At 74.2% G+C, this 24,757-nt stretch carries 23 protein-coding genes; 21 read left to right on the plus strand and 2 right to left on the minus strand.

The genetic code is table 11. The annotated features are described in order from the left end of the window. Window positions 1–50: 50 nt before the first annotated feature. Entirely contained in the window at window positions 51–713 is a 663-nt protein-coding gene (locus OO60_RS02165; protein WP_003079850.1) for an AfsR/SARP family transcriptional regulator, read from the minus strand. Between the two features lie 161 nt (window positions 714–874). After that, entirely contained in the window at window positions 875–1,093 is a 219-nt protein-coding gene (locus OO60_RS02170) for a hypothetical protein (RefSeq protein ID WP_003079853.1), read from the minus strand. Window positions 1,094–1,275: 182 nt separating this feature from the next. Between OO60_RS02170 and OO60_RS02175 the strand changes: the two genes are divergently transcribed. From OO60_RS02175 to OO60_RS02275, 21 genes are read left to right on the plus strand one after another with little or no spacing between them, the layout of a single operon-like run. Then, window positions 1,276–1,854, plus strand: coding sequence for a Pvc16 family protein (locus tag OO60_RS02175; protein ID WP_003079856.1), 579 nt, complete (start codon window positions 1,276–1,278; stop codon window positions 1,852–1,854). Beyond that, a complete protein-coding gene (locus OO60_RS02180; protein WP_033260693.1) occupies window positions 1,851–2,534 on the plus strand; it encodes a hypothetical protein in 684 nt (227 codons plus the stop codon). The genes OO60_RS02175 and OO60_RS02180 overlap by 4 nt, the downstream gene beginning before the upstream one ends. A 22-nt stretch (window positions 2,535–2,556) precedes the next feature. Further along, window positions 2,557–4,800: a phage tail sheath C-terminal domain-containing protein gene (locus OO60_RS02185; RefSeq protein ID WP_004561205.1), complete on the plus strand. Its 2,244-nt coding sequence runs from the start codon at window positions 2,557–2,559 to the stop codon at window positions 4,798–4,800. 19 nt (window positions 4,801–4,819) lie between these two features. Beyond that, window positions 4,820–5,275 carry a phage tail protein gene (locus OO60_RS02190; protein ID WP_004561206.1) on the plus strand — a complete coding sequence of 152 codons (456 nt, stop codon included), beginning with the start codon at window positions 4,820–4,822 and terminating at the stop codon, window positions 5,273–5,275. A 2-nt stretch (window positions 5,276–5,277) separates the two neighbouring features. Beyond that, window positions 5,278–6,744 (plus strand): phage tail sheath subtilisin-like domain-containing protein, encoded by a 1,467-nt coding sequence (locus OO60_RS02195; protein WP_033260694.1) that lies wholly within the window; start codon window positions 5,278–5,280, stop codon window positions 6,742–6,744. Then, on the plus strand, window positions 6,741–7,223 hold the full coding sequence (locus OO60_RS02200; protein ID WP_004562223.1) for a phage tail protein: 483 nt from the start codon (window positions 6,741–6,743) through the stop codon (window positions 7,221–7,223). Before OO60_RS02195 ends, OO60_RS02200 begins: the two co-directional genes overlap by 4 nt. A gap of 1 nt (window position 7,224) precedes the next feature. After that, the gene (locus tag OO60_RS02205; RefSeq protein ID WP_004562222.1) at window positions 7,225–7,407 is read left to right on the plus strand and encodes a putative phage tail protein; all 183 of its coding nucleotides are present in this window, start codon (window positions 7,225–7,227) and stop codon (window positions 7,405–7,407) included. Continuing rightward, a complete protein-coding gene (locus OO60_RS02210) occupies window positions 7,404–8,075 on the plus strand; it encodes a CIS tube protein (protein ID WP_004562221.1) in 672 nt (223 codons plus the stop codon). The genes OO60_RS02205 and OO60_RS02210 overlap by 4 nt, the downstream gene beginning before the upstream one ends. Before the next feature lie 10 nt (window positions 8,076–8,085). Beyond that, entirely contained in the window at window positions 8,086–9,261 is a 1,176-nt protein-coding gene (locus OO60_RS02215; RefSeq protein WP_004562220.1) for a phage late control D family protein, read from the plus strand. Then, window positions 9,261–9,956, plus strand: coding sequence for a phage baseplate assembly protein V (locus OO60_RS02220; RefSeq protein ID WP_004562219.1), 696 nt, complete (start codon window positions 9,261–9,263; stop codon window positions 9,954–9,956). The genes OO60_RS02215 and OO60_RS02220 overlap by 1 nt, the downstream gene beginning before the upstream one ends. Then, a complete protein-coding gene (locus OO60_RS02225; RefSeq protein ID WP_004562218.1) occupies window positions 9,953–10,348 on the plus strand; it encodes a GPW/gp25 family protein in 396 nt (131 codons plus the stop codon). The genes OO60_RS02220 and OO60_RS02225 overlap by 4 nt, the downstream gene beginning before the upstream one ends. Next, the gene (locus OO60_RS48135) at window positions 10,345–12,210 is read left to right on the plus strand and encodes a baseplate J/gp47 family protein (RefSeq protein WP_004562217.1); all 1,866 of its coding nucleotides are present in this window, start codon (window positions 10,345–10,347) and stop codon (window positions 12,208–12,210) included. Before OO60_RS02225 ends, OO60_RS48135 begins: the two co-directional genes overlap by 4 nt. Then, complete coding sequence (locus OO60_RS02235; protein WP_033260695.1) at window positions 12,207–14,171, plus strand: putative baseplate assembly protein; 1,965 nt, start codon at window positions 12,207–12,209, stop codon at window positions 14,169–14,171. Before OO60_RS48135 ends, OO60_RS02235 begins: the two co-directional genes overlap by 4 nt. Next, window positions 14,168–16,042, plus strand: a complete 1,875-nt coding sequence (locus tag OO60_RS02240; protein ID WP_033260696.1) for a phage tail protein — start codon at window positions 14,168–14,170, stop codon at window positions 16,040–16,042. The genes OO60_RS02235 and OO60_RS02240 overlap by 4 nt, the downstream gene beginning before the upstream one ends. 13 nt (window positions 16,043–16,055) lie before the next feature. Further along, on the plus strand, window positions 16,056–17,234 hold the full coding sequence (locus OO60_RS02245) for a hypothetical protein (protein ID WP_004560710.1): 1,179 nt from the start codon (window positions 16,056–16,058) through the stop codon (window positions 17,232–17,234). 3 nt (window positions 17,235–17,237) lie between these two features. Continuing rightward, entirely contained in the window at window positions 17,238–19,172 is a 1,935-nt protein-coding gene (locus OO60_RS02250) for a hypothetical protein (RefSeq protein WP_004560709.1), read from the plus strand. Then, entirely contained in the window at window positions 19,169–20,296 is a 1,128-nt protein-coding gene (locus OO60_RS02255; RefSeq protein WP_004560708.1) for a hypothetical protein, read from the plus strand. Before OO60_RS02250 ends, OO60_RS02255 begins: the two co-directional genes overlap by 4 nt. Continuing rightward, on the plus strand, window positions 20,296–20,841 hold the full coding sequence (locus OO60_RS02260; RefSeq protein ID WP_033260697.1) for a hypothetical protein: 546 nt from the start codon (window positions 20,296–20,298) through the stop codon (window positions 20,839–20,841). The genes OO60_RS02255 and OO60_RS02260 overlap by 1 nt, the downstream gene beginning before the upstream one ends. After that, window positions 20,838–22,409: a hypothetical protein gene (locus OO60_RS02265; RefSeq protein ID WP_033260698.1), complete on the plus strand. Its 1,572-nt coding sequence runs from the start codon at window positions 20,838–20,840 to the stop codon at window positions 22,407–22,409. Before OO60_RS02260 ends, OO60_RS02265 begins: the two co-directional genes overlap by 4 nt. Beyond that, a complete protein-coding gene (locus OO60_RS02270) occupies window positions 22,406–24,478 on the plus strand; it encodes an ATP-binding protein (RefSeq protein ID WP_244885475.1) in 2,073 nt (690 codons plus the stop codon). The genes OO60_RS02265 and OO60_RS02270 overlap by 4 nt, the downstream gene beginning before the upstream one ends. Next, entirely contained in the window at window positions 24,475–24,756 is a 282-nt protein-coding gene (locus OO60_RS02275) for a hypothetical protein (RefSeq protein ID WP_003067621.1), read from the plus strand. The genes OO60_RS02270 and OO60_RS02275 overlap by 4 nt, the downstream gene beginning before the upstream one ends. The last annotated feature ends 1 nt before the right edge of the window (window position 24,757 follow it).

A 24,757-nucleotide genomic window follows, 5' to 3' on the forward strand; every position in this document is an offset into this window, starting at 1 on the left:
CACTCACGACAATCTGGGGCCTTCGATATCGGAGCTGGGCAGCGGTGGTCTCATCCGGCGGCGGCGCTCACGAGTCCCTTCGGCAGGAGTTCCGTCAGGGTGTCCGACGGCTCCAGGCCGAGTTCGTCGGCCAGTGCCCGGCGGCAGACGTCGTACTGCCCGAGCGCCGCGCCGCGGTTGCCGGCCGCCAGGTGGGCCTTGATCAGCACGCTGTGCGCGCTTTCCCGCAACGGCTCGGCGCGCACCGCGGCCAGGCCCGCCGCGACCGCCTCGCCGTGGCGGCCGGCCGCGGTCAGGCGGGCGGTCATCGCCTCCAGTGCGTGCAGGCGCAGCTGGTGGTACTGCTCCTGCTCGATCAGCACCCACTCGCTCTCCGACCACTCCGGCAGCAGGTCCGCGGACAGGTCGGCGCGGGTCCGCGTGGTGAGGATGTCGTCGCACGGGCACGTCGGGTCGAGCAGCCGGTGCGCGCGGTCGACCGCGTCGTGCACGTCGACCACGACGTCGGCGGCGATGGCGATCTCCTGCACGGACGCGTCGATCACCGGGTGGCCGGCCCGCGTCGCCCGCCACAGCGACGACCGGAGGTTCGCGTTCGCGCGGGGCACGGTCGTGTCCGGCCACAGCGAGCCCGCCACGTAGGCGCGGCTGCGCGGAATGTTCTGCAGCGCCAGGAACGCCAGCAGCCGCTGCGCGCTCAGGCAAATCGACACCCTCGACTCATCGACAGTCAGGGCGAAACTGTGCAGCAGGCGTAACGAGATGACGGACGAGGTCATCGATCCCCCCGGACGATGTGATCCACTGTGACACTCCGCCACCATATTACGAGCAATTCCAAGATCGTGTCCCGGAATTGCGGTGAGCGGGAACGTCACCAGGGCGTCGCGGGGCCGTCACCGCCCGGCCCGAGCAATTCGTCGAGCCAGTCCTGCACCGCCGAGCGCACGTCGTCCACCTCGCTGAACACCAGTGGTGGGGCCTGATCCGGCCCGATCGAGCGGAACACGCGCGCGCGGAAATTGTCCGGCCGCCCGCTTTCCAGCCAGACGCGGAGGATCAGGATGCCGTTGCGCTCCGAGGGAACCTCCACGCTGTGAAGAATGCCGGAACACTGTCACACGGGCGTTGCCGCGGTGTGTGTCCCGCCGTCAACCGGAACCGGAAAACGCGGCGGTGACGCCCCCGTGACGGCGGAATCGCGATCGCGCCACGGCGGAACGGGCATCCTTTCGAGACGCACTGGGGGAAGGTGCACACGGGGGAGGAATGGGTATGGGCGACTTCGGCGTCATCGCCGACGTCTCGACCACGATCGTGACCGCGTTGACGACGGCGCTGCGCAGCCTCGGCGGCGAGCAGCCGCCCATCGCGGTGCTGCACGACCTGTCCGAGCCGGTCACCCCGCCGCCGCCGATGCTCACCGTTTTCCTGTACGAGATCGCCGAAGACCCGGCGTCGCGCAACCGCCCGCCGGTGCGGTCGCTGCCCCCGGACCCGCCGCGCACCCGCAAGCCGCCGATGGCGCTGCTGCTGCGGTACCTCATCACGCCGTGGGGCGGCGACCAGCCGACCCAGCACCGCATGCTGGGCCGCGCGCTGCAGGTGTTCTACGACGACGCCATCCTCGACGGGCCGCAGCTTTCGGGCAGCCTCGCGGGCACGACCGACGCGCTGCACCTCAGCCTGACCGCGCTCACGCTCGACCAGAAGTCCTGGGTCTGGTACGCGATCCAGAAGCCCTACCGGCTTTCGCTGAACTACGAGGTCCGCGTGGTCAACCTCGACGTCGCGACCGAGCTGGCGGTCCGGCCGGTGCGCAGCCGGGTGATCGACGGGGTGACGGCCTCGTGAGCTTCCTGCCCTTCGAACGCGACACGCTGTCCAGCCCGGCCTGGCTCGTGCCGTTCGACGACTTCGCGCGCAAGGTCCGCAGCGCCGGCGTCGCGGTGCTGCTGGACCGGCTCGTCGACGGCGTCTGGGTGCCGCAGGACACCGCGGCCGTCCGCACCCCGAGCGCCGCCTTCGCCTATCCCGGCCTGGGCGGGCGCGCGGCGCAGGCGCAGCGGCACCGCGCCCGGTTCGAGGCCGCCGGGTACCGGCCGCTCTACCCGGCCGACGGCGAACCCTTCGACGCCGGCACCGCCGGGGTCGAGTTCACGGCGCCGGGGGAGGGCACGCCGGCACCCCGGCTCGTCCGGCTCCTGCCGTCGGAGACCTTCGCCTACCCGCCCGGTGTGCGCACGGTGCACGGCGTGGTCGTCGACGCGGCGACGCGCAACCCCGTGGCGAACGCGCTGGTCGAGGCGCGCGGCCGGACGAGCGTCGACCTGGTCCCGTGGCAGGAGCGGACGCTGACCGGCGCGCTGGGCGCCTTCCGGCTGGCGCTGCGCTGGGACGGCGAGGCGGGCGACGGGAACACCGAGACGTTCCGGCTGGAGGCCACCGAACGGCCGGGCCGGACCGGGTCACTGGAGGTCCGGCTGCCCGCCGACGCCGGGACCCGCCATGTCATCGAGATCCGCGAGCAGTGAGGAAAGAAGTGAGGAGCCAGCCATGCCCGACTACCTGAGCCCCGGGGTCTTCGTCGAGGAGATCGATGCGGGGCCGCGGCCGATCGCGGGGGTGAGCACCAGCACGGCGGGCATGGCCGGGGTTACCGTGCGCGGTCCCGCCACCGGAAAGCCCCAGCTGGTCACGAACTTCCTGGAGTACCAGCGCACCTTCGGCGGCTTCCTGCCGGAACCCGGGGCCGCCGTGCGCGACGCCTGGGCGGGCAACGCCGCCGAGGGCGGCCGCTGGTGGCTGTTCCCGTTGGCGGTCAAGGGGTTCTTCGACAACGGCGGCGAGCGGCTGTACGTCAAGCGCGTCGTGAGCCGGAACGCCACGCCCGCGTCGGGCCGGCTGGGCCACGGCCTGGTGAGCCCGGTCGTCGCCGACGCGGCGAGCGGTGCCACCGCCGTCCAGCTCGGTCACCTGCTCGGGTTCACCGGGGAGGGCCAGCAGGTGGGGCTCTTCCGCGGGGACGACGACCAGCCGATCGGCACCGCCACCGTCACGGGCTACGACTTCACCACCCGGCGCGTCGAGCTCGACCCGCCGCTGACCGCCGCCGTCCGGTCCGCCCGCGGCGACTACGTCCAGGTCGGCGCGCGCAGCGGCGACGCGACGCTGGAGTTCACCGCGGTCAGCCCGGGCGCGTGGGGCAGCGGCGTCCAGGTTCGGATCCAGCCGGTGGTGGGCGCGGCGCTGCCGGTGCTGCCGGACCCGGCCGAAGGCGCCCTGTTCGTCACCCGGCTGACCGCCGACGCGGACGCCGACAGCCCGACCGTCCAGGTCGCCGAGGCGGCCGGGCTGGAACCGGGGGAGGTCTGGGTGCGGATCGGCCCGGGCCGGTTCCGGGCCCAGGCGGGCCAGCCGTCGGACGGCAAGGTCACGCTCACCTTCGCGGACGGCACCACCCACCACGCCTGGCGCACCGGGCTGGGCGTGCAGCGCGTGCGGCGGGCCAACCCGGCGGCCGGGCCCGCGCTGCGGATCGGCGGCGCGAGCCGGCTGTACCCCGGCGCGGTCGTGCAGTTCGACGACGGACGGCACCTCAGCGTCCGGCACGTCGAAGCCGTCCACGACGACGTCGTCACCTTCGACGGCACCGCCCCCGACCTCTTCGAGACCGACCGCGTCGCGCTCGTCGAAGCCCGGATCGACACGCGGTTCACCGACCCGGGCGGCACGACGGCGACCGAGACGTTCGGCAACGTCCGGCTCACCGGCGACCCGTCGGCGGTGGCCGCGGCGCTGGCCCGGTCGCAGCTGGTGACCGTGACCGCGTTGCCCGGCTTGTCTCCGGACCCGGCGAACTTCCCGGTGCCGGCCACGGGTTCCTGGCTCGGCCTGGCCGGCGGGGACGACGCGCCCGGCTCCCTGAGCGTGGCCGACTTCGTCGGCGTGGACGGCGGCAGCGGCGCCCGGACCGGCATCGTCGCGCTGGAGGACATCGACGAGGTGTCGGTGTGCGCGGTGCCCGGCGTGTGGGCCGGGACGGTCGAGTCCGCGCTGATCACGCACTGCGAGACGCTCAAGGACCGCTTCGCCGTGCTCGACCCGCAGGACGGCCTGGACATCGAAGGCATCCAAGCCTTCCGGGAGCCGTTCGACACGAAGGACGCGGCGCTGTACTACCCGTGGCTCGTCACCACCGACCCGTCGACCGGTCAGGACGTCCAGGTGCCGCCGTCCGGCCACATCGCCGGCATCTACGCCCGCGTCGACACCGAACGCGGGGTGCACAAGGCGCCCGCGAACGTCGTCATCCGCGGCATCAAGCTCACCGACGGCCTCGCCGCGGACATCACCAAACGGCACCAGGACCTGCTGAACCCCCGGGGGATCAACGCGCTGCGCTTCTTCCCCGGCCTCGGCCAGCGGGTCTGGGGCGCCCGCACGCTGTCCTCGGACAGCTCGTGGAAGTACGTCAACGTCCGGCGGCTGTTCCTGTTCCTCGAGGAGTCGATCGACAAGGGCACCCGGTGGGTCGTGTTCGAGCCGAACGACGAGGCGCTGTGGGCGCTCGTGCGGCAGACGGTGTCGAACTTCCTGACCACGGTCTGGCGCAGCGGCGCGCTGGCGGGCACGACCGCCGCCGAAGCGTTCTTCGTCGCCTGTGACCGCACCACGATGACCGACGACGACCTGGCCAACGGCCGGCTCGTCTGCGTCATCGGCGTCGCGCCGGTCTTCCCGGCCGAGTTCGTGATCTTCCGGATCCAGCAGAAGGCCCGCGAGACCCAGCTCGCCTGACATCGAGAGGAGGGCGGTCATGCCGCCCGTGACCAGGGACGATCCCTACGCGTCCTACAACTTCCAGGTGATCGTCACCAACGTCAGCGACGACGGGGTGGCGGTGAGCGGGTCCTTCACCGAGGCGAGCGGGCTGGAGCTGGAGATCCCGCCGATCGAGTACCGCACCGGCGCCGAGGACACCACCGTGCGCAAGATCCCCGGGCTGAAGAAGTTCACCAACATCACGCTCAAGCGCGGGATCACCGGGCACGTCGGGTTCTGGAACTGGGTGGTGGAGGCGCTCAACGGCAAGGTCCGCCGCACCTCCGGCACGATCATCCTGCTGGACGAGAACCGGCAGGAGGCCATGCGGTGGAACTTCGACCGCGGCTGGCCGACCAAGTACACCGGGCCGACGCTGAGCGCGACCAAGAACGAGATCGCGATGGAAACCCTCGTGCTGGCCGTGGAAAAGCTGGAGATCGACGCGTAATCATGACTGCCGAAGCCCTGCCGGGCGTGTCACTGACGTTCGCCGGCCGCGAGCCGGACGAGGAACCGCTGCGCACCGACGTGGCGGTCTTCGCCGGCCGGACCCGCCGCGGGCCGGTCCTCACCCCGGTCCGCGTGGAGAGCCGGAACGACGTCGCGGCCGCGTTCGGCGCGCCCGGCGCCGGCAGCGCGACGCCGGACGCCCTGCGTGGCTTCTTCGAGAACGGCGGCCGGACGGCCTGGGTGCTGCGCGTGGCCGGGCCGGGTGTCCCGGCGAGTGCACTGTGGACGGTCGGGGACATCGCGGGCTTCGCGCACGAGCAGTACCGGGTCACCGCGACGAGCCCGGGCACCTGGGCCAACGGCGGCCGGGTGCGGATCCGGTTCCAGGCCAGCACGGTCGCCGGGCCGCCGACGGTGACCGTGCGGGCCGACGTCCCCGGCGAGCCGCCCGAGACGTTCACCGGGCCGCCCGCGGAGGTGATCGCCCGGGTCGGTGCGTCCCGCCTGGTCACGCTGGTGCCGGACGGCCCGGAGCCGGCCGGCGGGCCCGGGCCGCTCTCGATGTCGTGGGACCTCGCGCTCGACGGCGGCACCGACGTCGCACCCGGCCGGGCCGAGTACGCCGCCGCCGTCGCCGCGCAGGCCGACCTGCCGGAGCCGGCCCTGGTGGCGTTGCCGGACCTCGGCACCGACCTCGGCGGCGGCGCGCACACCGACACCGTCCGGGACCTGCTGGCCGCCGCGGCGGCGTCGCTGGACCGACTGGTCGTGCTGGACGTCCCGCCCGGAGTGTCCCCTGTGGACGAAGTGCTGTCCTGGGTGGACGGTCTGGCCGACGACCCGGTGCTGCTGGCCAACGCGGCCGTGTACCACCCGCCCCTGCGTGCGGCCACCGGCCGGACGGTCCCGGCGTCGGGGCACGTGCTGGGCGTCGTCGCGCGGCTCGACGCCGAGCGCGGCGCGCACCACACCCCGGCCAACGCCGTCATCCTCGACGCGGTCGACCTGGCCACGGACTACCCGGAGCCGCAACAGGTCCGGCTCTTCGCCGCCGGCGTCGACCTCCTGCGCTGCACCCGCGGCCGCGGGCTGGTGGTCTGGGGCGGGCGGACCCTCGCCCCGGACCGCCGGTACGTCGCCCACCGGCGGCTGCTGCACCTGCTGGTCCGCGCGATCCGCCGGGTCGCCACCCCGCTCGTGTTCGACGTCGACTCGGCCGAGCTGCGGCTGACCCTGGTGCGGTCGCTGACGTCGGTGCTGCTGGCGGCCTTCCGGTCCGGCGCGCTCGCCGGCGCCCGGCCCGAGCAGGCGTTCCAGGTGGTCTGCGACGACACGGTCAACCCGCCGGGGCAGGACCCCGGCCGGGTCGTGTGCGAGATCGGCGTCGCGCCCGCCGTCCCGATGGAGTTCGTCCGGCTGCGCCTCGTGCTCGGCCAGGACCGCAGCCTGGAGGTGATCGAGGCGTGACGTCCGCCGAGCCCCTGCCCAAGTACCGGTTCGTGGTCACCCTCGACCCCGGCGACGCCTACCTGCCGCCCGCGCAGGCGGTGCTGCTGCCGCTGGTCGCGGCCGGGGCGTTCCAGGAGATCACCGGGCTCGGCGCCCAGCTGGAAGTCACCAGCTACGCCGAGGGCGGCCGCAACGACACCACCCACCAGCTGCCGCTGCGGCACAAGTGGAACCCGATCACGCTCAAGCGCGGCGTCGTCCGCGAGCCGGGGCTGTGGGCGTGGTACCAGGCCGGGCTGGCGGACTCGCTGGGCGCGCGGCGCGACGGCGCGGTGATCCTGCTCGGCCCGGACGGCACGCCCGGCGCGGCGTGGGCCTTCCACGGCGGCCTCGCGTCGAAGTGGAGCGGCCCGGACCTGCACGCCGAGCAGAACGCGGTGGCGATCGAGTCGCTGGAAATCGCGCACGAAGGTCTGACGAAGGTGCTGGGGAGCTGACGTGGCGAACGTGATCATCCACAACCTCGAGGTCCGGCTGCACGTCGAGGGCGACGACGGCGCGGTGTTCACCAGGCTGTTCAACCGGCACATCCAGGCGTGGTCCCGGCTGTACGAGGACGAGTGCGCCCGCGCGAAGCACGCCGAAAGCGAACGCCGGCTCGGCGACGGGGAGGACCGGTGAGCACCACGCCCGTGTCCTTCGCGCGCACCGGCGCGGCGCAGGCCCGGCTGGAGATCGTCCGGCCGGTGATCGCCGACGAGCGCGCGCGGCGGATCCCGCTGCGGTTCAACCCGACCGACTACAAGCTCAGCAAGGCCAACACCTTCGCCGAGATCACCATCCCCGGGCTGGAGACCCCGCCGCTGCAGTACGTCCGCGGCGGCTCGGAGACCCTCACCGTGCAGGCGCTGGTCGACACGTCGGACACCCTGGAGAACGTCCGCACGGTCTACGTCGACGCGGTGCGGAACCTGCTGCGGCCGGATTCGCGCGAGCACGCGCCGCCGGTGGTCCGGTTCGTCTGGGACGAGTCGGTGTTCACCGGGGTGCTGGAAAAGCTCGACGTCGCCTACCAGCTGTTCCGGCCCGACGGCGTGCCGCTGCGCGCCCAGCTGGACCTCTCCCTCAAGGAGTTCCGGCCGGCCGCGGTGCAGGTGGCGGAGTCACCGCGGTCGTCCCCGACGGTCGAGAAGAGCTACGTCGTGCGGCGCGGGGACACCCTGCCGAGCATCGCGAACGCCGTCTACCGCCGTCCGGACCTGTGGCGGGAACTCGCGCGCGCCAACGGCATCACCGATCCGCGCGACCTGCGGCCGGGCCGGGTGCTGACCGTGCCCCGGCTGACGTGAGGAGGACACGGTGACCACACCCGAAGTCGCCTCGCCGGACCGGTACGCGCCCGAGTTCGACGTCGACATCGAAGGACTGCAGCTCGACCCGACGACCAAGAACGACATCATCGACGTCAAGGTGCACCGCGACCTCGACGAGATGTCCGGCTTCGACCTGACGCTGAACAACTGGGACGACGCGAACCTGAAGTTCAAGCACAGCGATTCCGCGCAGTTCCGGCTCGGCGGCCGGGTCGCGGTCCGCCTCGGCTACGCGGACCGGCTGCTGACCGTCGCGACCGGCACGATCAGCACCCTCGCCCCGAAGTTCTCCGACAGCAGCTCGCCGACGGTCGCGGTCAGCGGCGTCGACGGGATGATGCGGCTCAAGGACCGCAAGCCGGCCGAAAACGAGGTCAAGATCTACCGGAACCTGCCCGACTGGCAGATCGCCGAACAGATCGCCGCACGCAACCACCTGCGGATCGTGGTGACGCAGGAGGGCCCGACGCACGACATCGTCGTCCAGAAGAACCAGGACGACGCCAGCTTCCTGATGGAACGCGCGAAACGGCTCGACTTCGACTGCTACATCCTGCCCGACCCGGAAACCGGCGAGGAAACACTCTACTTCGTCAAGCCGACCGACGGCCGCGACGGCGGCGCGATCAACGTCTTCCGCCTGGCCTACGCACCCGGCCTGACGACCGGGCCCGCCGACCTGCCCGCGGGCCTCGTCCCGAACCTGCTGGACTTCACGCCGACCCTGACGGTGTCCAAACAGGTCGGCAAGCTGACCGTGCGCGGCTGGGACCCCCGCACGAAGCAGCCGATCGCGTTCACCGCGACCGCGGAGAACCTGCCGGCCGGCCAGAACGGCGCGGACGGCCAGAGCGGGCCCCAGGCCGCCGACAGCACCCTCGGCGGCCGCCAGGACGTCCTGGTCGACGCCCCCGTCACCAGCGACGAGGAGGCCCGCGAGCTGGCGATCAGCCTGCTGCGCGAGCGCGCGTACGAGTTCATCACCGCCACCGGCCGCGTCGCCGGGCTACCGGAACTGCAGCCCGGCGACAACCTCGAGGTGTACGGCCTGGGCCGCCGGTTCTCCGGCTCCTACTTCGTCAAACGGGTCGAGCACACCCTCGACTCCAACGGCTTCTTCACCCAGTTCACCGCCCGGCGCATCCACCAGGGAGACGCGTGATGACGACCAGGACGGCCCCGCGTGCCCGGACGACCGACCGCCGCTTCTACGGCGTCGTCGAAGCGATCGTCGAGGAGAACGAGGGCGACGACGAAGGCCGCGTGAAGGTCCGCTTCCCGTGGTTCGACGACACCACGGTCACCGACTGGTGCCGCGTCAGCCAGCTGTACGCCGGCCACGGCTACGGCTCGGTGTTCGTACCCGAGAAAGGCGACGAGGTCCTCGTCGCGTTCGTCCACGGCGACATGCGCTTCCCGATCGTCCTCGGTGGACTGTATAACGGCGTAGACACCCCGCCGACATCGCGGACCGATGGTCGCGATCAGAAACTCATCCGCACTCGCCACGGGCACGAAATACTCTTCGACGACACCGCCGGCAAGGCCGCGGTGCGGGTGAAGTCGGCCGCGGGGCACGTGCTGGAGCTGGACGACGCGGGCAACGCCGTCCGGATCACCGCCGCCGAGGGCGGGAGCGTCACGGTGTCGGCGTCCGGCTCGGTGACGCTGTCGGCGCCGCAGGTGACCATCGACTCGCCGCGGATCGAGCTCGGCGGGAGTGCCGAGCCGCTGGTGCTGGGGAACGCGTTGCTGCAGGCGTTCAACACGCACACCCACCCGACGGCCGCCGGGCCCACCGGCCCGCCGACGCCGCTGACCCCGGGCGTCCTGTCGAAGAAGGCGAGCACGTCGTGAGCGAGGACTTCCTGGGCACCGGGTGGCCGTTCCCGCTGGTGCCGGACGAGGCCGGGCGGCTCGGGTACGCCGAGGGCGAGCAGAGCATCGACGCGTGCCTGCGTGCGCTGTTGCTGACCAACGTGGGTGAGCGGGTGATGCGGCCGGACTTCGGGACACGTGTGCAGGAGTCGGTGTTCGCGCCGGGCAGTGTGCAGAGCCTGCGGGATCTGGAGGATTCGGTGGCCGGGGCGATCCGGGACTTCGAGCCGCGGGTCGAGCTCGACGAGGTCCGGGCGGAGGCGGCCGAGTCGCGGGTGACGGTGTCGGTGACCTATCGGGTCCGGCACAGCAACACGAAGGCGAATCTGGTGTTCCCGTTCTACCTGGGTCTGGCCGGGGGGTCGTCGTGACGTTGCCCGCGCCGAAGCTGGACGATCTGACCTGGGCCGATCTGATGGCCGCGATCCGCCGCCGGATCCCGGCGGAGTCGGACGGGCGCTGGACGTTGCACGCGCCCGCCGATCCCGGGGTGACGTTGCTGGAGTTGTTCGCGTATTTGCTGGAGCAGCGGTTGTTCTGGCTCGATCAGGTGCCGGATGCGCTGGTGGTGGCGATCCTGCGGTTGCTGGGCCTGGAGCCGCCGCGGCCCGCGCGGCCGGCGGTGACGGTGCTGCGGCTGGGGGCGGCGGGGCGGCCCGGGCTGGTGGTGCCGGCGGGGACGGCGTTCTGGCGTGATCCGGCGGGGGTGTTGCGGTTCACGTTGGACGACGACGTGGCGGTGTTCCCGGTGGACGGGGTCGTGGGTGTGGTGACCGATCGCGATCGGACGGCGGATCTGGTGGCGGGGCGTGGTGTTCCGCTGTTTTCCGGTGACGGTGGTGCGGCGTCGGTGCGGTTCGCGTTGCCGCTGACCGGTGAGTATCCCGCGCCGGGCTGGTTGTCGTTGTTGTTCGAAGTGGACAGTCCGGTGGCGCCGTCGTGGTCGTCGCGTGCGGTGGCAGTCGGGGCGCCGGCGGAGCTGAGGTGGTCGGTGTTCCGGGAGGGCGGTGACGCGCGGCCGTGTGCCGAGGTCGTCGACGGGACGGGTGGGTTCCGCCGGTCCGGTGTGGTGCGGTTGCGGTTGCCGGCGGGGTGGACGTCGGGTGAGCGTGGGTTGCTGGTGTCGACGGAGGCTGCGGCTTTTGCGGCGCCGCCGCGGTTGGTGCAGGTTGCGGTCAACGTTTCCGCCGCGCGTCAGCTCGAACGCCGGACGGCGGATCTCGCCGGCCAGACGGGAGCGTGGCTGAAGCTGCCTGGCCAGCGGCTGGTGCTGCCGGATGCCGCGGACCGGTTGCTCGATGCCGTTGTGCGGATCGCCGGTGACGAGTGGACGCCGGTGCCGGACTTCACGTTCGGGGCGTCGGCCGATCGGACGTTCGTGGTGTCGCGGAGCGAGGGGGCGTGTGTGTTCGGTGATGGTCTGACCGGGCGCATTCCGCGGCCGGGTGGTGACGTGCGGGTGGCGTACTCGGTCGGTGGTGGCCGGGCCGGGAACGGTGGTGTCACGGCCAATTGGGTCAGCGAGTCCGAGGTGACGGCGGCCAACGTGGTGCAGGCTGCGGAGGGCAGTGATCCGGAGACCGTTGCGGAGGCTCGTGAGCGTGCGGCGGGGTCGCTCGGTGAGGTGACGCGGGCGGTGACGGCGGCTGATTTCGTGACGCTGGCCCGGACGACGCCGGGTGTTGCGGTGGCGCGGGCGTATGCGGCGCTGGGTGCGCATCCCGGGTATCCGTGTTCGCGGGTGCCGGGTGCGGTGACCGTCCACATCGTTCCGTCGGTGCCGGATGATGTGGTGGCGCCGCAGCCGGATCCGGCGATGGTGTGTGCGGTCGCGGGCCGGTTGGCGGGGGCGCGGTTGCTGACGGCGGAGGTGTTCGTCCGGGGGCCGCGGTACCGGGATGTGGGGCTTCGGGTGGACCTTTCGGGGCTGCCCGCCGATCGTGCCCGGGTGTCGGCTGTGGTCACTTCGGCGTTGCGTGGCTTTCTGGTCGATGGGGTGGACGGGACCGGCTGGCCGTTCGGTGGTGCGCTGCGGCCGTCGGCGCTGGTCCGGGCCGCCCGGATGGCGCTGGGGGATCTTGCCGACGTTGCCGGGGTCGCGATCGGCCTGGACGGGGCCGAGCCGGTGGAGGACTGCCGTGAGGTGCCGCTGCGGCCGGGGGAGTTGCCGGTGCTGCGGTCGGTGCGGACCCGGGTGGTGGCCGTGGCCGAGCCGGGGGAGGGATTGGTGTGAGCGCGGTCTGGTGGGAGCGTGGTGCGGCGGGCGAGGCGCGGCTGCGTGACGGGGAGCCGGAGCTCGTCGATGCGACGCGCGAGGCGGTGCGGGCGGGGGTGCGTGGCCGGATCGCCGGGTACACGCCGGACTGGACGAATCCCGATCGGCAGGACGCCGGGGTGGCGCTGGTGCGGTTGTTCGGCACGCAGGCGGAGCCGGTCCTGGACCGGGTCAACCGGTTGCCGGCGAAGATCTTGGCCGAGGAGCTGGCGACGGCCGGTGTCCGGCGGCGGCCGGCGAGTGCGGCGACGGCGTTGCTGGAGTTCACGGTCCGGCCGCCTGACGGGGCGTCCGTGCTGGTTCCCGCCGGGACGCAGGCGGCCGCGGCCGGCCGGGTGGTGTTCGAGACCGAGGAGGACCTTTACGCGACTCCGGCGACGCTGGGGGCGATCGCGGTCGAGGAGGCCGGGACGCTGGCGCAGTTGCCGTTGGGTCCGTCGGGGCCGGGGCGGGTGTTCGCGCCGTTCGGTCGGGTGCCGGAGCCGGGCAACGGCCTGTGGCTCGGGCTTGCCGGTGCCGCGAGTCCGTATCCGGCGCTGTCGCTGGGGTTCGTGGTCGATCCGGGTCCGGCGGCCCCGGCGGTGTCCGGTGTGGTGCCGCCGGTGCCGGTGGTGCGCTGGGACGTCTTGGACGGTGGCCGGTTCGTGCCGGCCGAGCTGGTCCGGGACGGTACCGGCGGTCTTCTGTCGAGTGGGACGGTGGAGCTGCGCGTCCCGCGTACGTGGGCGCCGGGCAGCCCGCCCGGGTTCCGGCCGGGCCCGCAGCTGCGGTGGTTGCGTGTGCAGGCGGAGGCGGCCGGTGCGGTGCTGTTGTCGGGGCTGCGGCTGAACACGGTGGCCGCGACGGCCGCGCGGACGATCCGGAACGAGCCGTTGCAGCCGGTGCGCGATCCGGCCGGGTCGCGGCGGCGGATGAAGCTCAGTCAGGTGCCGATCCTCGCGGGGACGGTGGTCATCGAGGTGGACGACGATCCCGGCGGGGACGTCTTCGGCACGACCCGCGGGGTGGGCACGCGGTGGCAGGAGGTGGAGAGCCTGGCCGGGTTCGGTGCGGACGACCGGGTGTTCGTGGTGGACCACGAGTCGGGTGAGGTCTTCTTCGGCGACGGCAGCACGGGTGCTGCGGTGCCGCCGGGGTTCCGCAACGTCCGTGCGGTGAGTTACCGGGTCGGTGGCGGTCAGGCCGGTGCCGTGCGGGCCGGGGCGGTGACGGGTGTGGTCACGGCGCTGCCGTTCGTCACCGGTGTCACGAATCCGTTCCCGGCTTCGGGTGGCACGGACGCGGAGCAGGATAACGATGCCGTCCGCCGTGGCGCGGGCGAACTCCGGGCGCGGGGCCGGGCGGTGGCCCCGGCCGACTACGGCTTGCTGGCGCTGCGTGCGCCGGGGGCGTCGGTGGCGCGGGCGCAGGGGGTGCCCGGTCTGCACCCGGGGTTTCCCGGCCGTCCGATTCCGGGGGTGGTGGGGGTGCTGGTGGTGTCACCCGGCGGGACCACACCCACCGAGGCGACGCTGCGGGCGGTGTCGGACTTCCTCGCACGCGAGGTGGCGCCGGCCGGGGTGACGGTGGTGGCCGCGCCGGCTTCATTCGCCGAGGTGGTCGTCGAGGCGCAGGTTTCGCTCGATCCCGGGCAGGACCGGGCCGCGGTGCTGACGCGGGCGGGTGACGCGGTGACGGCGTACCTCGACCCGGTGGGCGGCGGCGAAACGGGCGCCGGCTGGCCGTTCGGTAGTGCCGTCCGGCAGACGCCGCTGGTCCGCCGGCTGCTGGCGGTCGACGGGGTGCTGGCGGTTTCGCAGCTTTCGCTGACGGTCGACGGGCTGCGGCTGCCGCCGTGCGCCGACGCCGCGATCCCGGCGAACGCCCTGGTCCGGCCCGGGCGGCCGGTGCTGGTTCCGGCCGAGGGAGGCCGGTCGTGAGCTGCGGTCCCGCGCCGGCGACGTTCCGGCTGCTCGACGCCTACACCGGGTGGGACGAGGAGGGTGTCGACGGTGTCGTCGGGCTCACCGATCCGGCGGGGCTGTGCCTGGCGAACGCCGGTGCGTCGCCCGGCGGTCCGACGCGTGCACAGCTGCTGCCGTGGTTCCCGGATCCCCGGCTGGCGCCCGGGTGTCGGCCCGGTGGGTGGTACCTCGTCGACCGCGACCTGCTGCGCCGTGACGGCTGCGCGGGGACGTTCGACCTCGAGGACCGCCTGCACGCGCCGGTTTCGGTGGCGGCGCGCGGGCACCGCGTCGCCGTCGTGGACTCCGGCCGGGTGCTGGTCTGGCGGCGGGAGGGGGAGCAGCTCGCCGGGGTGATCCGGGTGCCCGGTGCCCGGCTGGCCGCGCTGGTGCCCGGCGACGAGGTCCTCGTCGTCCGCGAAGGCCGGGGCGACCTGTGGCGGTTCACCTCGGACGGCCGTCCGCGCGGTGTCCTGCGCACCGGTGTCGAGGGTGAGGTCATCGGCCTGCGGGCCGGCCCGGGCGGCACGCTGTGGCTGCTGACCGGCGACCTGACCATCCACCGCCGCGACCACCGCGGTCCGTTTCAGACGTCCACAATGGACGAATTGCGCCGGGTGCCGCCGAGCACGCTCGTCGCGGCCGATGACGACGGGTTCTGCCTGCGGGAGCAGGACTGCGACGGCGGCGTGACCTCCTGTTACGACTGGCACGGCGAACCGCAGCCCGCCCGCCCGGTGCCCGGCGGCCCGTTCGTCACGGCCGGAACGCTGACCACGGGCCTGGTCGACAGCGGGATTTCGCGGTGCCGCTGGCACCGGGTGCGCGTCGAGGCGGAGGTGCCGGCCGGGACCGCGGTGGCCGTCCGGCTCGTCGTGTCCGAGGACGGCCACTACACCGGCACCGACTGGCAGAGCGCACCGGCGGGCACCACCGACTTCCTCGTCGACCAGCCGCCCGGCCGGCACCTGACGCTGCGGCTGCGGCTGTCCGGCGACGGCACCGCGACCCCGGTCGTGCGCCGGGTCCGGCTCGACTTCCCGCGCTCGACCAGCGCGGATCTGCTGCCGCCGGCGTTCCGGCAGGACCCGGTGGCCGACGACTTCACCGAGCGTTTCCTGTCCCTGTTCGACGCCACGCTGGCCGAGCTGGACGAGGTCGTCGAGCGGTATCCGGCGCTGCTGGACCCGGCCGGGGTGCCGGATCGCGTGCTGCCGTGGCTGGCCGGGCTGCTGGGGCTGTCGTTCGAGGCGGGCTGGGACGCGCCGACGCGGCGGGCGCTGCTGGCCGAGGCGCCCGAGCTGTACCGGCGGCGCGGTACGCCGTGGGCGGTCGGGCGGGCGGTCGAGATCGTGACCGGGGTGGCGCCGGTGCTCGACGAGCTGCCTGCCGAGCGGAACTGGGCCCGGGTCGGCGGGAGCAGTCTCGGCTCGGTCCGGCTGGCCGGGCGGTCCTCGGCGCGGTTCCGGATCGGGGCCTCGGCCCTCGGTGCGGCGCCGCTGCGGGCGTTCGGGGACCCCGGCGACGATCCGCTGACCGCGCACGCCCACCGGTACCGCCTGCTGCTGCCCACGGGCACGGCCGACGAGGACGCGGTCCGGCGGCTCGCCGCCCGCCAGGCGCCCGCGCACACGGCCGGTTCGGTGCGGACCGGGCGGCGCGGGTTCGTGGTCGGCACGCGGTCCCGGATCGGGGTGGACACCGCGTTCGTGCCGCCGCCGCGGGCGGTGCTGGGCCGGGTCCGGCTGAACCGGGGCGGGGTGCTGCGGCCGGGTCCGCGCGGCCCGCGCGACGGAGTGGTCGTCGGGGTGGTTTCCGCCGTCGGCGTGCACACACAGATGTCCTGAGAAGGCAGGGGAGATGACGGAAACACAGGTAACCACGGGGTTCGACGCCCCGCCGCTGCGCCGGCTGCGGTACTTCCACGGCGAGCTGCTCAGCGCGCGGGACTTCCAGCAGGAGCAGGACTACTTCCGCGAGAAGCTGAAGCTGCGCCTGCGCTGCCTGCTCGGCTACGGCGTGGTGTGCGGGCTGCACGTGGAGCCGGCGCACGACGACGAGCACGCGGCCGCCGAGGCCGGGTCCGAGGTGGCGCACAGGCACCGCGCGAAGGTGCGGATCACCCCGGGGCTGGCGGTGGACTGCGAGGGCAACGAGGTCGTCGTCCGCGGCAGCTGCACGGTCGACCTCTGGAAGGCGCTGCCGCCGGAGGAGCGCGACAAGACCACGGTCTGGGTGGGTGTCCGGTACGCGGAGCGGCCGGTCGAGCCGAGCCGCGCGGTGTTCGACGACGGCTGCGCCGACACGCCGGACTGCGAGTTCACCCGGATCGAGGAGTGTTTCGCCGTGCGCGTGACCGGGTGCGAGCCCCCGGTGGACGACCGCTGCGACACCTGCTGCCAGCCGTGCGCGCACCGGACGCTGTGGCTGGCCGAGATCACCGAGGTGGACTTCGGCGAGCCGGTGCGCCCGGAGCGGATCCGGCAGGACATCCGGCGCCCGTTCGGCAGGCACGTGCCCACGGTCATCACCGGCGTGAACTGGATCCACGGCCACACCTACGGCGTCGACGAGGCGAAGAAGCTGCTCGGCACCCAGGACGAGGCGGCCGGGCTGGTCGTGCGGTTCTCCGACGACGTCCGCGTCGACTCGCTGCAGCCGGGGGTCGTGCAGGTCCAGGTGATCGAAGGCGGCGCCGGCCGCAACGCCGACACCTGGTACATGGGCGGGAAGTTCGCCGCGCCGGACGCCGCCGCCGGCGAGTTCACCCGGGAGTTCCGCTACCGGCAGACCACCCGGGAGACGCTGCAGGACGGCGACCAGGTGGTGATCACCGTCCGGGCCGCGTTCCTGCTCGACCGCTGCTGCCGCCCGGTCGACGGGACGAACGTCGGCGGGCGCGTGCCGCTGATCGGGGCCGAGGACACCACCCCCGGCGGGGGCTGCGCGCGGCCGCCGTCCGGGATCGGGCCGTGGACGTCCGGTACCGGCGCGGGCGGGGACGTCTTCGAGAGCTGGTTCTTCGTGAAGGAGGGCTGATCCATGCGCACAGACTGCGGCTGCGGCTGCGGGGGCACCTCGGCCCGGCCGTCGACCTTCGTCCGGCCCCGCTTCTTCGCGGGCCAGTTGCTCACCGAGGACGACCTCGGGCTGCTGGTGACGTACCTGACGGGCAAGAACCGGCTGCACAACCGGAGCCTGTCCGGGCCCGGCGTGGTGTGCGGCCTCGAGGTCAGCTGCGACCCGTGCGGCGGCGGCGACGTCGTCGTGCACCCCGGGCACGCGCTCGACTGCGCGGGCAACGACATCGTGCTGACCTGCCCGGAGAAGGTCGACGTCGACGCGCTCGTGCGGGAACTGCGGGTCGGCGGGCTCGGTGTCGACTGCGGCACCGGGTGCGACGGGGACCGCTCCTACGGGTTGTTCGTGCGGTACGAGGAGCTGCCCGTCGAGCCGGTGGCGCCGTTCGCCACCGAGGAGCCGTGCCCGTCGCCCGGCTGCGTGCCGTCGCGGGTGCGGGAGGGCTTCAAGTTCGTCGTGAAGTGCGACGACGCCGACGACCACCGGCACAATCCGCGGACCCGGCTGCTGGCGAGCCTGGGCGACGCGGACCGGTTCGAGGAGATCCGCGTCCTGGTCGCGCGGCTCGGGCGGTACCTCGACCCGCTGGCGGTCGCGGTGACCGCGTCGGGGCGGACGTTCCGGTTCGACGCGGCCGATGCCGCCCGTTTCCGCGACGGGGTGGCCTGGTTGACCGACAACGGTTCCGGGGAGGGTGCGCCGGAACCGCCGCTGGCCCGTGCGATGACCGAACAGGTCCGCGGGGTGGCGAGCGCGATCGCCCGGTTCGACACCTACGACACCGCCGGGCAGGCGCAGCTGGTCAAGGATTTCGCCGACCTGGGCGGCGTTTCCGCGGCCCGTGACCTGCTGGCGACGGCGTGCGGGCGCCTGGCCGCGGCGGACGCTGCGGTGGTGTGGCCGGATCCGGTGCACCGCGCGATCGCCGTGGCGGTGGTGACCGAAACCCGGGCCCGGGTCGTGCAGCCGGACGTGGACGCGCCCGCGCAGGTCCGGCTGCTGGCGCAGGGCACGCCGGTCGGCGACGCCCTGCAGGCGGCGTTCCGCGCGGACCTCGACCGGATCCGCGGCTGGCTGCTGGGCCGGCTCGACCAGTCGGCGGGCGGTGACTGCGGCCTGCGCGGTGACGTCGCCGGGACGACCCTGCCGGTGCTGCTGGCGCCGCCGGCCCCGGACAGCGCCGAGCGCGTCGCGCTGGTCGACCTGCAGCAGATCCAGGAGGCGGCCGCGCGGCTGACCGTCGCCTTCCGGCGGTTCGTGACCGACGCGGCCTGCGCGACGCTGAACCCGCCGTGCCAGGACTGCGCCGACACCGACGTCCTGCTGGCGCACGTCGAACTGGCCGGCTGCGACGTCGTGCGGGTCTGCTCGGCGACCCGGGAGCAGGTCCTGCCGGGCGGCTCGGCCTACGGCGAGTGGCTGCCGAAGCTGTACCCGCTGCGTGAGCTGGCCGAACGCCTGTGCTGCCGGCCGGTTCCGGCCTACGGGACACCGGAGCTGCCGCCGGACGGCCCGGTGCCCCGCCGGTACGTCGGCGAGCTGCTCGAAGCGTGGCCCCGCACCGACGACCTGGACCAGCTGCTGGAGCTGGTGTTCACGCGCGCGCCGGGCGAGACACCGCCGAAGGCGCTGCACGAACAGGTCCAGGCCACCCCGAGCGAGGTCGTCGACAGCCTGCAGGAACTCGCGGTGCTGCGGGCGAGGGTGACCGACCTGGCCACCACGGTCGAGGGACTGCGGGCGCAGCTGGCCTCGGCGCAGGAGCAGGTGTCCGCCGTCGCCGAACGCGTGCCGGAGCCCGCCGCGGAACCGGCCGGAGCGGACGAGCCGGAGGAGAAGCCGAAGCGGCCGCGGACCACCCGGGCCCGGAAGCCGGCGACCGGTGAGACGTCATGACCGGCCCGCTGCGTCCCGCGTTCGGGGAAGGCCAGGTCCTGGCCGCGGCGGACCTGACGGCCACCGTCGAGCACGCCCGCACCACCGCCGCCCGGCACGCGCGGTACCTGCACGAATGGGGGATCGTCGAGGGGCTGGCGCTGGTCACCGCACCCCGGACGGATCCGCTGTCGGGCGCGCGGTTCGTCGAGGTCACCGTGTCCGCCGGGCTGGCGGTCGACGGGACCGGGCGCGAACTGCTCGTGCCGCGGCCGGTCGTGCTGCGCGAAGCCGACTTCGAGGCGGTCAACGGCGCCGCGCCGACGGCCGATCCGTACCCGGTGTTCCTCGCCGCCGTCGACCGCGATCCCGGCGGCCCCGCCCGGCCGGATGCGTGCGGCACCCCGGCGGTGCGCACGCGCGTGGAGGAGTCCTACCAGATCCTGTTCGGCCGGCTGGGCGACGAGCGCCTGGTCGCCGGGCAGCAGCCGCCGCCGGTGGACGCGGCGTCGGCCGACCCGCCGGTGCGCTGGCTGGTCCTGCTCGGGTACGTCCGCTGGGCCGACGGCCACTTCACCGGGGTCACCACGGACGCGCGCCGGGTGGGCCTGCGGCACGCGGGCGTGCGCGCCGACGTCGTGGCCGCGCAGTCGGGCACCCTGACGCTGCGCACGTCGGCGAGCGAGGGCAAGCCGGCCGTGGTGCTGTCCGGGGAGGACCCGCCCAGCCTGGTCTTCGGCCTGTACCAGGGCAACGGCGGGGTCGACCCGCTGCTGACCGTCGCCGCCAACGGCAACCTGTCGATCAAGGGCAGCTTCGCCGGCCGGATGTCGGTCGGCAGCGTCCTGGTGACGTCCGGGACCGCCACCGACGGGATGCTGCTGCCGCTGCCCGACGGCGTCACCGCGCAGGAGGTCGCCGACGGCCGCGCGGTGCTGCACGTCCAGGTCACACCGCGGATCCCGCCGGTGACCGGGATGCAGCTGCACAGCGCGGCCGAGGCCGGGGTGGACGCCGACCGGCGGGTGCGCTGCCGGATCCGGACCTACGACCTGCAGACCGCGCCGCCGGAGATCGCCGAACGGCCCGGGGCGGTCGAGTTCCTGGTGCTGGCCGCGGTCGCGGCGACGAACGGAGGTGACTGATGAGCCTGTCCGTGGTGTACGCGGCGGACACCGGGCACGTCCTGGGTGCGCTGGAGCTGACCGGCGGCGGCGCGCCCGCCGACGTCGGGGCGCTCGTCGGCACGGGCCTGCCCCTGCGCGTCACCGCCAGGCTCGGCGGAACGGCGCTGAACCTGCCGGTGGCCGCCCGGCGGCTCGGGGCGGCCGCGGTCGACGACGAGCCGGGGGCGTTCACCGACCCGCTGTCCTTCGGCGTCGAGCTGACCACGGCCGGCCGGCCGAAACCGGTGCTGGCGCAGCTGGCGCCGTGGCCCGTCGCCGATCCGGTGACGCTGACGACGTCCACGCTGTCGGTCACGCTGCCGGCGCCGGTCACCCGGGTCACGCCGGTGCTCGTGCTGGTTTCCGGCGACACCGAGCCGTCGGTGACCAGCGGGCAGCTGCAGGCCGGGCAGCAGGAGGTGGGCGTGCAGGTGCGGCTGCGCACCGGCGACGAGCGCGGCGTGCTGGTGCTGATCGCCGGGCTGACCGGGCTGCTGGCGGCGAAGGTGGTGGCGGACGCGTGAGCGCACCAACCGCCCCGGAGGTGACCGTGCGGCAGTGCCGCGTCACCCTCGTGCGGCGGGGCGGGTGGAGCTGGGGCCCGGATCCCGAAGGCCTGGTCCGGCAGCTGCTCGCCCGGCTGCCGGACCTGCTCGCCGCGGAGTACTCCGCCGAGCTGGCCGGCGCCGGGCCGGACGTGGAGATCGCGGCACCGGTGACCCTGGTGGTGCGGGCCGGGACGCTGACGGCGGTACCGGCCTCCCCGGTCGTCGTGGCCGACACCCCGCCGCCGGCCCCGTCCGCGCCGGAACCGGCAGCGGATCCGGTCTCGTTCGCGGAGCCGGTCGCGGGGGAGAGCCCGCAACCGCAGTCGATCGCCGGGTTCTTCGCCGAACTGGCCGAGCGCGGCGAACTGGACCCGATGCTGGCCCTGCTGCCCGAGGCGGCCCGACGGCACTACGTGCGGGCCGCGCTCGAGCACGTCCGCGCCGATCCCGGCGCGCTGCCACCCGCAGTCGTCGACCGGCTGCGGGCCGCCCTGCCGGGACCGGAACTGCCGGAGCAGAACGGAACCGCCGCTACCGAGTCCACTGTGGACGTCACGGCGGTCCGGCCGGGCACCGCGGTCGAGACCGCGTCGGCACTGCCGTTCCTGCTGGCCGGACCGCTGGCGCGGGTCGGCTACCTCGACGCGATCGGACCCGTCCTGGCCGAGGACGCGCCGCTGTTCGCCGCGGCACTGGCGTACAAGGTGCTCGGCCCGGCGGCGCGCGGCTGGCGGCGCACCGAACCCGACCGCCGGACCGCCGCCGCCTTCGCCGGGCTGGCCGACGTGCCGGACGACGACCTGGCCGCGTTCGCCCGCCGCGGCCGCCCCGCGCTCGGGGTGCTCGACGGCGTGCTCGCGCTGGCGCTGTGCCGCGGCCACGACCCCGCCGTGCCGCTGCTGCTCGCCGGGGCCGCCGGCGGGCTGGTGCTGGCCGACGCACAGGGCATGTTCCCGATCGCCTGGTCCGGCTCGCCGTCGGACCTGCTGCCGCACTGGGAAGCGTGCGGGCGGCCGCCGGTCCTGGTCTGCGACAGCCCGCTGCCCCGCCGGTGCCTCGCGGACCTCGTGTCGGCGGGCGTGCCCCTGATCACCGACGTCCGGCCGCTGCGCGGCGACCCGCTGGCCCGGCTGCCCTGGCGCACTCCACTGTGGACGGCCGGCGCGGTCGAGCTCCGGCACGCGGCGGACTTCCCGGGCCACGCCGCGCGGCTGGCCTCGTTCGTCCGTGCCCTGGTCCTGGAGCGCCGGGCCGTCCCACTCGCCGCCGCACCGGACCTCGAACGCAGCGTCACGCTCGCGGCGTCGCTGGGGCTGGGCATGATCGCCTGGCAGCTGTGGCACGACCGGGAAACCCCGGAACCGGTGCTGGCGCTGAGCCGGTTCGGTGACCTGGACGCTTCGGTGCGGTTCGAGGCCCACGCGGTGCGCGTGCGGGTCCCGCTGGGCCGCCGGCACGCGGACCTGCTGCGGGCCGGGCTGCTCGCCGACGTGCCCCGGGTGCCCTGGCTCGGCGGCCGGACCCTGACCTTCTCGGGCGGATGACGATGGACGCGGCGATCGAACACCTGCGGATCCGCCTGACCGGCACGCACCGGGCGCTGCGCGCGGCGGTCGAGCGGCAGGCCGCGCTGGCCGCGCAGCTGACCCGGCCCGACCTCACGCCGTACTGCGTGACCGACGAACAGGTCGGCGTGCTGCTCGACCAGGTGGCCGCGGTCGCCGCAGCGATGACCGAACCCGGGGACGGGGTGCCGCCGGAGCCGGACGCCGAACGCGACCTGCGGCGCGCGGCGGCCGCGAACGGGCGGACGTTGCCGCTGGACGCGCTCGCGACCCGGTTCGGGCTCTCCCGCGCCGACCAGGACGCACTCGTGCTGGTCGCGGCCCCGGAACTCGACCCCGGCTACGGCCGCATCTACGCCTACATCGTCGACAACCTCAACCGGCGCCTGCCGAGCGTGGAACTGCTGGTCACCGTCGGCACGGGCCCGCGGCTCGCCCGCCGGCGCGCGCTCGGCCCGGCCGGTCCGCTGCGGCGGTTCGGCCTGCTGCGGCCCTCCGGCGACGCGCCACTGGACCTCGACCAGGAACTGGTGCTCGGGCCCGGGGTGTTCGAGTTCCTGCTGGGGTGGGGCGGCGACGTCGGCCTGCTCGGCCACGACCCCGGCGAGGTCGCCGCACCGCGGGTCGTCCTGCCGGTCCTGTCCTCGGACGGCCTGACCCGGCTGGGACGCGCGCTGGCCTCCGGCGACGTCGACCTGGCCGGGCTGTGGTTCCCGCCGCCCGCCGGCCCGCCCGACGGACAGCTCGACGCCGTCCGGGCGCTCGCCCAGGCGGCCGGGAAGCCGTTGCGGCGCCTGACTTCCGCCGTCGAGGACGACCTGCGGATCGCGGCCGCGGTGGACGCCGTGCTGTGGATCCCGGTCGACGACGTCCCGGACGAGACGCTGGTCGCCGCGCTGGTGCGGTCCCGGGTGCCGGTGTGCCTGACCGGGCTCAAGCCGTGGCGCCCGGCGAGCCTGCTGGCGGCGCGCTCGTACGGCGAGCTGACCATCCCCTCGCCGGACTTCCAGGACCGCCGGGCGATGTGGTCGGCCGCCCTGCCCGGGCTGGCCGGGCCGCTGCTGGAGGACCTCGCCGTCCGGTACCGGATGAGCGGCGGCGAGCTGCGCGCGGTCGCCTCGGTGGCCGGTGCGGGCGCCCGGCTCGCCGGCGACGGGCAGCCGGTCGCCGAGCACGTCGAACCCGCGATCGCGACCGTCACCCGCGGCCGGTCCGGCGGCGCGGTCCAGGCGATCCTGCCGCGGCGCGGGCTCGACGACCTGGTCCTGCCCGGCCCGCAGCTCACCCAGATCATGGAGATCGCGTCGGCGTTCCGCGCCTGGCCGCGGATCGCCGAGACGTGGGGGTTCGCCCGGCGCTCGGCGCACGGCGGGGTCAAGGCGCTGTTCACCGGCGAGCCCGGGACCGGGAAGACGATGTCGGCCGAGATCGTCACCGGCATGCTCGGGCTCGAGCTGCTGAAGGTGGACCTCGCCCAGGTCGTCTCCAAGTGGGTGGGGGAGACCGAGAAGAACATGGAGACCGCGTTCCGGCGGGCCGAGGAAAGCCACGCGGTGCTGCTGTTCGACGAGGCCGACGCGCTGTTCGGCAAGCGCGGCGAGGTCCGCCACGGCACCGACCGGTACGCGAACCTCGAAGTCGGCTACCTGCTGCAGCGGCTGGAAGCCAGCGACGGCCTGATCATCCTGACCAGCAACCTCAAGGAGAACATCGACCCGGCGTTCACCCGCCGCTTCCACTTCGTGGTGCACTTCCCGCGCCCCGGCGCCGCCGAACGCCGCCGCCTGTGGCGCCTGGCCTTCCCACCCGAAGCGCCACTGGCCGCCGACGTCGACTTCGACGTCCTCGCCCGCCTGGACATGACCGGGGCGGGCATCACGGCGGCGGCCCGCACCGCCGCACTGGCCGCCGCCGACGCCACGGCCGCGTCGATCGGGATGCGGCACGTGGTCCGCGGCGTGGCCCGCCAGTTCCACCGCGAGGCCCGCCTGCTGCGCCCGGCCGAACTCGGCCCCTTCGCGCACCTGCTGGATTCGGAGGCGCCATGACCGAACTGCTCCCGCCCCAGCGCCCGCCGGCGCCCCCGGTCACCGCCCAGGAACTGCGGGTGGCGGCCGCCGCCGAACGCGGCCACACACCACTGGTCCTGGTCCCCGCCGTGGTCGGCAACGCCCAGACGGCCAAGAGCATGGAGTCGAAGACTGCTCCCGTCGAAGCCGCCGTCTCGGCCGGGCAGGACCGGGCCGGCAACGCCGCCGTGGCCGGCGCCGCGATGCGCATGATCCCGATGGCCCTGCCGAAGGCCGAGACCCACCCCGGCCGGTGAC

It is taken from the genome of Amycolatopsis vancoresmycina (assembly GCF_000716785.1).
Taxonomy (GTDB): Bacteria; Actinomycetota; Actinomycetes; order Mycobacteriales; family Pseudonocardiaceae; genus Amycolatopsis; species Amycolatopsis vancoresmycina.